The following is an 11508-nucleotide window of genomic DNA, read 5'->3' as shown; positions in this document are numbered from 1 at the left end:
GCCACGGCGGGGCCCTTTTCTTTTTGCGCTAGCTGAATGGATTCATCACCATCGCGCCGGTGCCGCGGAAGTCCGCGACATTGCGCGTCACGATGGTGAGGCGGTGGATCAGCGCGGTGGCGGCGATGAACTTGTCCAGCGCGTGCTCCGGCCGCGCCGCGCGCAACTGACCCCACACCTGCGCGACCTCGGCATCGACCGGCAGCACGTGCCGGCCGAAATCCTCCAGCACATTGGCCAGCCAGCGCTCCAGCAGCGCCGCCTGCACCGCGTCGCCGCGATGGCGGATCAGGGCCACGCCGCGCTGGAGTTCGCCCACGGTCAGCGCCGACAGGTAGAGCGCGAATTCTTCGCGCGCGGCCTGCCGGAAGAACGCGCGCACGCCAGGGTTGGCGCGCTCGCGCTTGCGCGTCTCGCTGATGACGTTGGTATCAATCAAATACACGCGGCGCCTCGCCCGTATCCTGGATGCGCTCGAAGTCGGCGTCCTGGCCGACGTCCGGTATGCCGGACAGCACCTCGGCAAAGCTGCGCCGCGCCGTGCCGCCCAGCGCCTGGGCCAGGATGGCGCGGTGTTCCGCCTCGGCGCTGCGGCCGTTGGCGACGGCCTGCTCGCGCAGGCGCTGGACCAGCACTTCATCGATGCCACGAACCAGTAGGGTTGCCATCTTGAGCTCCTCACCGTTGGATGGAGCGATGATAGCATTGTTATCATTACGGCGGTCACGCATCGATGGCAGGCAGTAGATCGGTGTTGCGGCGGGTTGCCCCGCGCATTGGGTGCTCGGCTTGGTGCTTGGGATGGTGCTCGGCATGGTGCCTCCTGGGTCATGGGCTGGACACAGGAGCCAGTCTGGGCCGTGCCGGCCCGCTGGTCGATGAGCCGATTCGCAATCGCGCGGATGGCTTCGTCGCGACGCCGCTGCCGTGGGGCGTCAGCGCTGCGCAAGAGGCGGTGCAGCGGCGCGTGGCACCGCGGGCGCGGCCATGCCGCAATGAAAAAGCCCCGCATTGCTGCGGGGCCTGTGGTCGGCGATCAGGCTGCGACCTATTTCTTCTCGAACTCGAACTGCGGCACGGCCGGCTCCGGCGCCGGCGCGGCACCCGGCAGTTCCAGTGAACCCGGCGAGCCCCCGGCCGGCGCCGATGCCGGCTTCTCGGGTTCACCGCCCAGCGGGATACTGACTTCCGCCGCGTTGCTATGCTTGAGCGAGCCCTTGTCGAGCAGACCGGTCACCATGCCGGGCCAGAACATCACGAGCAGCACCATGACCATTTGCAGGCCGACCCAGGGCAGGGCGCCCCAGTAGATGTCGGAACTCCTCACTTCCTTCGGGGCGATGCCGCGCAGGTAGAACAGCGCGAAACCGAAGGGCGGGTGCATGAAGGACGTCTGCATGTTCACGCACAGCATCACGCCAAACCACACCAGCGCTGCCGTTGCCGCGGCTTCCGGGTTGCCGCCCATGGAGTCGGCGACCACCGGTGCCAGCACCTTGACTGCCACCGGCGCCAGCATCGGCACCACGATGAAGGCGATCTCGAAGAAGTCCAGGAAGAAGGCCAGGAAGAAGATGAACAGGTTCACCACGATCAGGAACCCGATCCAGCCGCCCGGCAGCGAGGTGAACAGATGCTCGACCCACGCGCCGCCGTCCACGCCCTGGAATACCACCGAGAAGCAGGTGGAGCCGATCAGGATGAATACCACCATCGCGGTGATCCGTGCGGTGGACTGGTAGGCGTCGACGATAAGCAGGCGCAGGTCCGTCATCTGGCCGGCGCGCAGCAGCAGCCAGACGATCACCAGGTACATCACCGCCAGCGGGATGCGGAAGGCGTGGGAGCCGAAGGCAAAGACGCCCACCGCGGCGGCTACCAGAGCGGCGGCGATGCCGACGCGGTAGATCTGGCGGTCGATGCGGGTAAAGGCCTTGTCGCGGATCACGGCCAGCACCAGCGCGCCAACCGCGCCCATGGCACCGGATTCCGTCGGCGTGGCAATGCCGAGCATGATGGTGCCGAGCACCAGGAAGATCAGCACCGCGCACGGGACGATGCCGCGCAGGCATTTGCGCCACAGCGCCCAGCCGCGCAGGGTACGGGCTTCGGCCGGGACCGGCGGCAGCCAGTCAGGCTTGAAGCGCGTCAGGAAGAAGGTGTATAGCGCGAATAGCGCGATCTGGATGACCGACGGCCCCCAGGCGCCCAGGTACATGCTGCCCACGTCGGCACTGCCCATCGGCGTCTTGAGCTGGTCGGCCAGCACCACCAGCACCAGCGAGGGCGGCACCAGCTGCGTGATGGTGCCCGATGCCGCCAGCACGCCGGTGGCGTACTTCATGTTGTAGCGGTAGCGCATCATCACCGGCAGCGAGATCATCGCCATGGCGATCACCTGTGCGGCCACCGTGCCGGTAATGGCGCCCAGGATAAAGCCCACCAGGATCACGGAGTAACCCAGGCCGCCGCGCACCGGACCGAACAGCTGGCCCATGGAGTCCAGCATGTCCTCGGCCAGCCCGCACTTCTCCAGGATCGCGCCCATGAAGGTGAAGAACGGGATTGCCAGCAACAGTTCGTTGCCCAGCACGCTGCCGAAGATGCGGCTCGGGATGGCCTGCAGGAAGCTGAGCGGGAAATAGCCCCATTCGATCGCCAGGAAGCCGAAGGCCAGCCCCACCGCCGACAGCGAGAATGCGACCGGGAAGCCGATCAGCATGAACAGCACCAGGCCGCCGAACATCATCGGCGGCATATATTCCAGCGGGATCATTGAACCGGCCTCTCGTACTTGGATTCGATGCGCACCAGGCCCTTGAGGGCGGCGAAGCGCTTGATCAGCTCGGACACGCCTTGCAGGGTCAGCAGGGCGAAGCCGACGGGCACCACCAGCTTGATCGGGTAGCGCGGCAGGCCGCCGGAGTTGCCCGATTGCTCGAGGATGCGCCACGAGGGCAGAAACAGCGATTCCCACGACAGCCAGGTGAACAGCACGCACGAGGGCAGCAGGAACACAAGGATGCCGAAGATGTCGATCCAGTGCTGCGCGCGCTCCGAGACGTTGCCGTAGATCAGGTCCACGCGCACGTGTTCATTGCGCTGGAAGGTGTAGGAGGCGCCGAACATCACGGCAATGGCAAACATGTACCACTGCAGTTCGAGTGGCCAGTTGTCGCTCAAGTTGAAGCCATAGCGCAGCAGCGCGTTGCCGGCGCTGATCAGGCACGACAGCAGGATCATGATGTTTGCAAGCCTGCCAGTGTGCTGATTCAACCTGTCGATCTGTCGTGACAGACCAAGCAAGTAATACATGGGTTGTCTCCCCGGTTTTTGCGGCGCTTAGTTTATCTGTAACAAAAAGTGGCGGCGCTAGGGGCTACTACCTACGGGCGATGGCGAGATTGCGCCAAAGCGCCCGGCACCAATGAAAAAAGCCACCGGGCTCGCGCCACGGTGGCTATTTCTTGCTCAGAACTTACGCGAAACTTACAGGGCGCTGCCTTGGCCTTTACAGCGCCGCGCGTGCCGCCGCGATGGCCGCGCGCACCTGGTCCGGCGCGGTGCCGCCGACATGGTTGCGCGCCGCGACCGAGCCTTCCAGCGTCAGCACCGCGTGCACGTCGTCGCCGATCAGCGCGGCCTTGTCGCCCAGGCCCGATACCTCGCGCAGCTCGGCCACGGTCAGGTCGGCCAGGTCGCACTGGCGGCCGTCGCAGGCGCGCACGGCGTGGGCCACGGCTTCATGCGCGTCGCGGAAGGGCAGGCCCTTCTTGACCAGGTAGTCGGCCAGGTCGGTGGCGGTGGCATAGCCCTGCAGCGCGGCGGCGCGCATCGCTTCGGGCTTGACGCTGATGCCCGGCACCATGTCGGCGAAGATGCGCAGCGTGTCGACCACGGTGTCGACCGTATCGAACAGCGGCTCCTTGTCTTCCTGGTTGTCCTTGTTGTACGCCAGCGGCTGGCCCTTCATCAGCGTCAGCAGGCCGATCAGGTGGCCGTTGACGCGGCCGGTCTTGCCGCGCGCCAGCTCGGGCACGTCCGGGTTCTTTTTCTGCGGCATGATCGAGCTGCCGGTGCAGAAGCGGTCGGCGATATCGATAAAGCCTACGCGCGGGCTCATCCACAGCACCAGTTCTTCCGAGAAGCGCGACACATGGGTCATCACCAGCGCGGCGGCGGCGCAGAATTCGATGGCGAAGTCGCGGTCCGAGACAGCATCCAGCGAATTGCGGCAGACGCCGTCGAAGCCCAGCTGCTGCGCGACGAACTCGCGGTCGATCGGGTAGCTGGTGCCGGCCAGCGCGGCGGCGCCCAGCGGCAGGCGGTTGACGCGCTTGCGGCAATCGGCCATGCGCTCGGCATCGCGCGTGAACATCTCGTTGTACGCCAGCAGGTGGTGGCCGAAGGTGACCGGCTGCGCCACCTGCAGGTGGGTGAAGCCCGGCAGGATGGTGTCGGCGTTCTGCTCAGCCAGGTCCAGCAGCGAGGTGCGCAGCGCGCCCAGCAGCGCGATGATGTTGTCGATCTCGCTGCGCAGCCACAGGCGGATGTCGGTCGCGACCTGGTCATTGCGCGAGCGGCCGGTGTGCAGGCGCTTGCCGGCATCGCCCACCAGCGCGGTCAGGCGCGCCTCGATATTCAGGTGGACGTCTTCCAGGTCCAGCTTCCATTCAAAGCTGCCGGCCTCGATCTCGCCGCGGATCTGCGCCATGCCGCGCTCGATCTCGGCGCGGTCGGCCTCGGCGATGATGCCCTGCTTCGCCAGCATGGCCGCGTGGGCCAGCGAGCCCTGGATGTCGAACAGGGCCAGGCGCTTGTCGAAGAACACCGAGGCGGTGTAGCGCTTCACCAGGTCGGACATCGGTTCGGAGAAGCGGGCGGACCAGGCTTCGCCTTTCTTGGCAAGTTGGGAGGTGGACATGGACGTCGGCTGCAGTGGCTCGCGCGGCAGGCGGCCGGCGTGCGGACGGCGGCGGGCGCGAAAAAATTGGGAAACGGCGATTATATCGCCCGGCGGCGGGCTGGCGGTGCGGGCCGCGACGGCGGGGGCGGTGCTTAGGGCCGGCTGTGGATCACAGGCCCCTTGAACACCACCGGGCCGCTGGGCCCGTCCGCACTCGGCGAGCCGCCGGCCGGTTCGATACTGACGGCCAGCACGGGCACCGCCGTTGGCGGCTGCGCCAGCGCCAGCCGCGTTTGCGGCACACGGCCGATCAGGCCCAGGGACTGCGGCTTGCCGGCGTCCGGGAGCGCCCACAACTGCAATACCTGCCGCTCGTTCAGCGTCAGGTGATCGAGCCGGCGCACTACAAGATCGCCGCTGGCTGCATCCCATGACACCAGCATGGCCGGCTGCGCGCGGTCGTCGTTGAGCACGGCGATGACGTCGGCGGGCGCTGCGTCGCGCTGGCCGGCCAGCTGCATGCCGATGGCGATGGCCAGTACCGCCACCACCGCCATCGCCGCCGCGGCGCCGCGCCAGAATACCGGTGCCGACCACAGGCGCTGCCACCAGCTGCCGGCGTCCGGGGTAGGGGCGCGGGCCGCGGCGGGCGGGCTACGGTCCTCGGCTGCCTTCCAGCCCAGCCTTTCCTCGATCCCGCACCAGACCTTGTCGACCGGCACGGCCGCCGCCTGCAATTCGGCCACGCCGGCAAGGCGCGCCTGCCAGCGGTGGATCGCCGCCCGCACCGCCGGCTCTTCATGCGCGAGCCGCTCCAGGCGCCGGCGCGCCCCGCCCCGCAGCACGCCCAGCGCGTACTGGGCGGCGATCCGGTCGAGCAGGTCGGGATGGGTGGCCAGCTTCATGCCGTGCCCTCCATGCAGCTGCGCAGCCGCTCCAGCCCGCGCCGGATCCAGGACTTGACCGTGCCCAGCGGCGCGCGCAGGCGCTCGGCCAGCTCGGCGTGGCTCAGGTCCTGCAGGTAGGCGAGCATGATGGCCTGGCGCTGCGGCTGCTCCAGCCGCTGCAGGCAGCGGTTGAGCGCGCGCGCCTGCTGGCTGGCCTCGGCCAGCTCGGCGGGCCCGGCGGCGTCGTCGGCCAGCCATTCGCCAAGGTCTTCGTCCAGCTCGGCGGTCTGCGGCACGCGCGCTGCCGCCGCACGGCGCAGGCAATCGAGCGCGCGGTTGCGCACGATCGCCGTCATCCACGTCATCGGCGCGGCCAGCTGCGGCCGGTAGTCGCCGGCGTGGTGCCAGATGCTGACAAAGCTCTCCTGCACGACATCCTCCGCCCAATCGCGCCTGCCTGTAATACGCAGCGCAAGGCCAAACAGTTTCGTCGCGGTGAGGTCATAGAGCGCGCGCAGCGCCTGGCGCTCGCCGAAGGCGACGGCCTGCAGCAGTCCCTCCAGCCGGTCGGGGCTGGCGGGCGCGGCATAGGACGGCTGCGGGGAGGGCGGCACCGGGACGGCTCCTGCAAGGAAGCTTTGCCGGATTATAGGTAGCGCTGCATCCAAACGCGCGGTGGCTGCGTAGATATCGACAGGCGCAAGCCAGGCACCCCGTCGCAGGGGCGCCACGTTGTCATCCCTCACAGGAGAACACCATGGACCGCATGTCACAAAGGCCCGCGCGCGAGCCCGGAACCCTCATCACGCCGCCGGACGCGCGCCGGCGCGGGCTGCTCAAGGCGCCCGGCCTGTTCGCGCTCGGCTCGCTGGCCGTGATCACGCTGGGCGAGTCGATGCCGGCGTGGGCGCAGACGCAGTCGGGCAGCACCAAGGACGACATCAATATCCTCAACACCGCGCTGGGGCTGGAATACCAGGCGATCGCGGCCTACCAGGTCGGCGCCGAAAGCGGGCTGCTGCAGAAGCCGGTGCTGGCCACCGCGATCAAGTTCCAGGACCACCACAAGGCCCATGCGCAGGTGCTGGCCGGGACGGTGTCGAAGCTGGGCGGCACGCCGGTGACGGCAAAGAAGGCGTCGGCGTATGAGTTTCCGACCGACAAGCTGAAGACGCAGGCCGACGTGCTGCGCTTTGCCGCCGGGCTGGAGAAGGGCGCCACTTCGGCATACCTTGGCGTGCTGCCGAACTTTTACAACCGCGAGCTGACGCGCGCGGCCGGCAGCATCCTCGGCGATGAGGCGATGCATTGGGCGGTGCTGCTGCACGCGCTGGGTGAGGATCCGGTGCCGGGGGCGTTTGTGGGGTGAGGCGGCTGTCGAATCTTGCCGAGGGTTTGCTTCCCTCTCCCGCTTGCGGAGAGGGGCGGGGGAGAGGGCAGGCGGTGGCAGGGCTGCAGGGTTTCAAATCTCCGCAGCAGCCGGTAGTGGCGATCCGGGCGGCGTCATGCTGGCAAGCGCCTGCCCTCTCCCCCGACCCCTCTCCCACAAATGGGAGAGAGGAGCCAACCGGCAGCCCTCTTGGGCGCAGCAGGGACGCTCAGCCCGTATTGCGCAATCCTGCCGCCACCCCATTGATGGTCAGGTGGATCCCGCGCCGTACGCGGATATCATCGCCGTCCTTGCCCGCCCGGTAGCGCTTGAGCAGCTCCACCTGCAAGTGGTTCAGCGGATCGAGATACGCAAAGCGGTTCTTGATCGAGCGCGCCAGCAGCGGGTTGTCCGCCAGCCGCTCCTGGTGGCCGGTGATCAGCGCCAGCATGTCGCAGGTCAGGTGCCATTCCTTGCTGATGCGGTTGAACACGTTGCGGCGCAGCGCCGCGTCGTCGCACAGCTGGGCGTAGCGCGAGGCTACCGCCAGGTCGGTCTTGGCCAGCACCATGTCCATGTTGGACAGCAGCGTCGAGAAGAACGGCCAGGTCTTGACCATGCGCCGCAGCGTGGTGACGGCCTGCTTGCGCGCCTTGTCATCCGGCGCGCTGTCGAGCAGCGAGCGGACCGCGCTGCCGAAGCCGTACCAGCCCGGCAGCAGCAGGCGGCATTGACCCCACGAGAAACCCCATGGGATCGCGCGCAGGTCTTCGATGCGGCGGTTCTTCTTGTCCATCAGCTTGCGCGAGGCCGGACGCGAACCGAGGTTCAGGTCGGCGATCTCGGTGATCGGCGTGGTGGCGAAGAAGTAGTCCTTGAAGCCGGGGGTCTCGTAGACCAGGTCGCGATAAGCGGTGAAGGCGCGGTCCGACAACTGCTGCATGACGGCCTCGAAGGTGTCCAGGTCCTTCGGCGCGTTCTGCTGCGGCAGCAGCGAGGCCTCTAGCGTGGCGGCGACCACCGTTTCCAGGTTGCGCCGGCCGATCTCGGCGTTGGCGAACTTGCTGTTGATGATCTCGCCCTGCTCGGTCAGGCGGATCTGGCCGTTCACGGTGCCCGGCGGCTGCGACAGGATGGCGTCGTAGGTCGGGCCGCCGCCGCGGCCGACGGTGCCGCCGCGGCCGTGGAACAGGCGCAGCTTGACGTTGCGCTGCTCGAACAGCTGCACCAGCGCCAGCTCGGCCTTGTACAGCTCCCAGTTGGACGTCAGGAAGCCGCCGTCCTTGTTCGAATCCGAGTAGCCGAGCATCACTTCCTGCTCGACCCCATGGTGCGCGAGCACGGCATCGAAGCCCGGCAGGTCCAGCAGCGACTGCATGATGCCGGCGGCGTTGCGCAAGTCTTCGATGGTCTCGAACAGCGGGATCACCATCAGTTCCATGCGCGCCGGGTCGGTCTTGCTGCCCAGCGTGCCCCGCAGCATGCCCGATTCCTTCTGCAGCAGCATCACCTCGACCAGGTCCGACAGCGTCTCGGTGTGCGAGATGATGTAGTTGCGCGCCACGCGCTTGCCATAGCGCGCCCGCAGCTCGCGCGCGGCGGCAAAGATCGCCAGTTCCTTGCGGGTCTGCTCCGAGTACTCGTGCCACGGCAGCGTCAGCAGGCGCGGCTGGCGCAGTTCGGCCAGCAGCAGTTCCAGCTTGCGTTGCTCGGGCAGCGCGGCGTAGTCGGGGGCGATGCCGGCGGCGGCGAACAGTTCGGCGATGACCGCCTCGTGCACGTCCGACACCTGGCGCATGTCGACCGAGGCCAGGTGGAAGCCAAACACGGCGATGGCGCGCGCGAGCGCGTCGATGCGGTGGCTGGCCAGCGCCTGGCCGTGGTGCGCGCGCAGGGAATCGATGACGACCTGGATGTCGGCGCCGAAGGCCTCGGCGCTGTCATAGGGCTCGGCCGGCGCCACCGGGCGGCGGGTCGCGGCATGGCCGCTCAGCGCCTTGCAGGTGGCCGCCAGGCGGGCGTAGATGCCGATCAGCGCGCGCCGGTACGGTTCGTCGGCGCGGTGCTCGGAATGGTCGGGCGAGCGCTCGGCCAGCGCCAGCAGTTCCGGGCTGGCGTCGACCATCAGCATCGACATCGACAGCTCGGCGCCGAGCGCATGCACTTCTTCCAGGTACCAGTCCAGGATGAGCTGCGCCTGCTGGCCGGCGGCGTGCTCCAGCGTTTCGGCGGTCACGTTGGGATTGCCGTCGCGGTCGCCGCCGATCCAGGAACCCATCTGCAGGAACGGCGACAGCGGCGCCGTCTTGGCGTCGCCGGGGGCGCCCTTGCGCCGCCGCGTGGCGGGGAACACCGCGGCGATGTCTTCTTCCAGCTCGCTCATCAGCTGCGGGATGCCGCGCAGGAAGGTGGTGCGGTAGTACGACAGCGCGTTCTCGATCTCGTCGGCCACCGTCAGGCGCGCGTCGCGCAGCATGCGGGTCTGCCACAGCGTGGTGACCTTGGCGCGCAGCTGCGCGGTGTTGTGATCGCGCTCGCGCGCGGTCATCGGCAGGTCGCGCTCGGCCAGCAGGCGGGCGATCTCGCGTTCGGCGTCGAGGATGCTCTTGCGCTGGACTTCGGTCGGGTGCGCGGTCAGCACCGGCACGATCAGCGCCTCGTCCAGGAACTTGCGCAGCTGCTTGCCGGTAACGCCGGCGGCATCGATCTTTTCCAGCGCGTGCTGCAGGCTGCCGGCCTGCGGCGGCGAGCCGGCCAGCGCATGCACGCGGCGGCGGCGGTTGTGGTGCTGGTCCTCGGCAATATTGGCCAGGTGCGAGAAATAGCTGAACGCGCGCACCACCTGGTTGGTCTGGTCGCGCGACAGGCGCTTGAGCAGGCGGTCCAGCTCGGCGCCGGCGGCGCGGTCGTTTTCGCGGCGGAAGCGCACCGCGGTCTGGCGGATGGTCTCGACCACCTCGAAGGCGGCGTCGCCTTCCTGCTCGCGCAGGCAGTCGCCCAGCAGGCGGCCCAGGAAGCGGATGTCCTCGCGCAGCGGCACGTCCTTGTCGGTGGTGCGGCGGGCGGGAGTGGGGGCGATGGTGGTTCCGTTGCTCGACACGATGGAAAGCGTGGGCTTGGTGGAACGCTTGGCTGCGCGGGGGGCGGAGCGGGGCGGTTTGGCGCTGGTTGCGCCGCTTGCGTCACCTTTCGCGGCGGACGAATCCTTGGCGGCGCCGCCGGTCTTCCGACCGTTGGGCCGCGCAGCATGCTGCGTCATGCAATCTCCTCTTGCTTCTCTAAGCTTATCTAATGGTGCGGAGGGGGCGATTGGGGCGCGTGCTACCATTGGCGCATGTCGTCCGCCACCCCGTCTTCCGCTACCGCTGTCGTGTCTCGCAACCTTCCGCAAAAGCTCGTCATTGCCTCCCGAGAGAGCCGTCTGGCGCTGTGGCAGGCAGAACATGTGCGTGCTGCATTGCAACAATACTATCCCGCGTGCGACGTGTCCATTCTCGGCATGACCACGCGCGGAGACCAGATTCTAGACCGTACGCTGTCGAAAGTCGGCGGCAAGGGTCTGTTTGTCAAAGAACTGGAGTTCGCGATGGACGAAGGCCGGGCCGACCTCGCGGTGCATTCGCTCAAGGATGTGCCGATGGAGCTGCCCCCGGGCTTCACCCTGGCCGCGGTAATGGAGCGCGAGGACCCGCGCGATGCGCTGGTGTCGTCGGCTTATGCGTCGCTGGACGAGATGCCGCCCGGCACCGTGGTCGGCACCTCCAGCCTGCGCCGCGAAGCCGCGCTGCGCAGCCGCTACCCGCACCTGGTGGTCAAGCCGCTGCGCGGCAACCTGGACACGCGGCTGGGCAAGCTCGATCGCGGTGAATATGGCGCCATCATCCTGGCCGCCGCGGGCCTGAAACGGCTTGGGCTGGGCGATCGCATCCGCGCGCTGATCCCGCTCGAGGCGTCGTTGCCGGCCGCGGGGCAGGGCGCGCTGGGGATCGAGACCCTTTCCACCCGCCCGGAACTGGCCGAATGGCTGGCGCCGCTGAACCACCAGCCGACCGCGCTGGCGGTGACCGCCGAGCGTGCCGTGTCGCGCCGCCTGGGCGGTTCCTGCCAGGTTCCGCTGGCGGCGCACGCGCGTTGGGACGGCGACCAGCTGCGGCTGGAGGCCTTCGTCGCCTTGCCGGACGGCAGCCGCGCCATCCGCGCCGCGGCCGCCGGGCCGGCCGCCGACCTGGCTGCCGCCGAAGCGCTGGGCCAGGCTTGCGCCGGCGACCTGCTGGCGCAGGGCGCCGAGTCGATCCTCGCCGCGCTGGCCGATTCAGGCGACGCCGCATCGCCATCTCCCGCCTGAG

The 11508-nt window shown here is 68.4% G+C and carries 10 protein-coding genes; 2 read left to right on the top strand and 8 right to left on the bottom strand.

Annotated elements, in window-relative coordinates; genetic code table 11:
* Nucleotides 1-28: 28 nt before the first annotated feature.
* The 7 genes from RALTA_RS11720 to RALTA_RS11690 all read right to left on the bottom strand — a co-directional run bounded on the left by RALTA_RS11720 (nucleotide 29) and on the right by RALTA_RS11690 (nucleotide 6407).
* Complete coding sequence (locus tag RALTA_RS11720; protein ID WP_012353645.1) at nucleotides 29-445, bottom strand: type II toxin-antitoxin system VapC family toxin; 417 nt, start codon at nucleotides 443-445, stop codon at nucleotides 29-31.
* On the bottom strand, nucleotides 432-668 hold the full coding sequence (locus tag RALTA_RS11715) for a FitA-like ribbon-helix-helix domain-containing protein (protein ID WP_041232189.1): 237 nt from the start codon (nucleotides 666-668) through the stop codon (nucleotides 432-434). Before RALTA_RS11715 ends, RALTA_RS11720 begins: the two co-directional genes overlap by 14 nt.
* Nucleotides 669-1048: 380 nt before the next feature.
* A complete protein-coding gene (locus tag RALTA_RS11710) occupies nucleotides 1049-2776 on the bottom strand; it encodes a TRAP transporter large permease (RefSeq protein WP_012353643.1) in 1728 nt (575 codons plus the stop codon).
* Complete coding sequence (locus RALTA_RS11705; protein WP_012353642.1) at nucleotides 2773-3315, bottom strand: TRAP transporter small permease subunit; 543 nt, start codon at nucleotides 3313-3315, stop codon at nucleotides 2773-2775. Before RALTA_RS11705 ends, RALTA_RS11710 begins: the two co-directional genes overlap by 4 nt.
* Before the next feature lie 196 nt (nucleotides 3316-3511).
* Nucleotides 3512-4924 carry an argininosuccinate lyase gene (gene argH / locus RALTA_RS11700; RefSeq protein ID WP_012353641.1) on the bottom strand — a complete coding sequence of 471 codons (1413 nt, stop codon included), beginning with the start codon at nucleotides 4922-4924 and terminating at the stop codon, nucleotides 3512-3514.
* Between the two features lie 134 nt (nucleotides 4925-5058).
* Nucleotides 5059-5811 (bottom strand): anti-sigma factor, encoded by a 753-nt coding sequence (locus RALTA_RS11695; RefSeq protein ID WP_012353640.1) that lies wholly within the window; start codon nucleotides 5809-5811, stop codon nucleotides 5059-5061.
* On the bottom strand, nucleotides 5808-6407 hold the full coding sequence (locus tag RALTA_RS11690; protein WP_012353639.1) for a sigma-70 family RNA polymerase sigma factor: 600 nt from the start codon (nucleotides 6405-6407) through the stop codon (nucleotides 5808-5810). The genes RALTA_RS11695 and RALTA_RS11690 overlap by 4 nt, the downstream gene beginning before the upstream one ends.
* A 143-nt stretch (nucleotides 6408-6550) precedes the next feature.
* On the opposite strand from RALTA_RS11690, the gene RALTA_RS11685 reads away from it, so the two are divergent.
* The gene (locus tag RALTA_RS11685) at nucleotides 6551-7162 is read left to right on the top strand and encodes a ferritin-like domain-containing protein (protein WP_012353638.1); all 612 of its coding nucleotides are present in this window, start codon (nucleotides 6551-6553) and stop codon (nucleotides 7160-7162) included.
* Nucleotides 7163-7391: 229 nt separating this feature from the next.
* Here RALTA_RS11685 and ppc read toward each other — a convergent pair whose 3' ends face one another.
* Nucleotides 7392-10421, bottom strand: coding sequence for a phosphoenolpyruvate carboxylase (gene ppc, locus RALTA_RS11680; RefSeq protein WP_012353637.1), 3030 nt, complete (start codon nucleotides 10419-10421; stop codon nucleotides 7392-7394).
* A gap of 75 nt (nucleotides 10422-10496) precedes the next feature.
* On the opposite strand from ppc, the gene hemC reads away from it, so the two are divergent.
* Nucleotides 10497-11507, top strand: coding sequence for a hydroxymethylbilane synthase (hemC, locus tag RALTA_RS11675; RefSeq protein ID WP_012353636.1), 1011 nt, complete (start codon nucleotides 10497-10499; stop codon nucleotides 11505-11507).
* Nucleotide 11508: the final 1 nt, after the last annotated feature.

Source organism: Cupriavidus taiwanensis LMG 19424 (assembly GCF_000069785.1).
Classification (GTDB): Bacteria; Pseudomonadota; Gammaproteobacteria; order Burkholderiales; family Burkholderiaceae; genus Cupriavidus; species Cupriavidus taiwanensis.
This window is presented reverse-complemented; position numbering and strand designations above follow the sequence as displayed.

Coding starts and splice junctions, on each gene's coding strand:
- argH (WP_012353641.1), bottom strand. CDS start 4,924: ATGTCCACCTCCCAACTTGCCAAGAAAGGCGAAGCCTGGTCCGCCCGC.
- ppc (WP_012353637.1), bottom strand. CDS start 10,421: ATGACGCAGCATGCTGCGCGGCCCAACGGTCGGAAGACCGGCGGCGCC.
- RALTA_RS11705 (WP_012353642.1), bottom strand. CDS start 3,315: ATGTATTACTTGCTTGGTCTGTCACGACAGATCGACAGGTTGAATCAG.
- RALTA_RS11685 (WP_012353638.1), top strand. CDS start 6,551: ATGGACCGCATGTCACAAAGGCCCGCGCGCGAGCCCGGAACCCTCATC.
- RALTA_RS11695 (WP_012353640.1), bottom strand. CDS start 5,811: ATGAAGCTGGCCACCCATCCCGACCTGCTCGACCGGATCGCCGCCCAG.
- RALTA_RS11715 (WP_041232189.1), bottom strand. CDS start 668: ATGGCAACCCTACTGGTTCGTGGCATCGATGAAGTGCTGGTCCAGCGC.
- hemC (WP_012353636.1), top strand. CDS start 10,497: ATGTCGTCCGCCACCCCGTCTTCCGCTACCGCTGTCGTGTCTCGCAAC.
- RALTA_RS11710 (WP_012353643.1), bottom strand. CDS start 2,776: ATGATCCCGCTGGAATATATGCCGCCGATGATGTTCGGCGGCCTGGTG.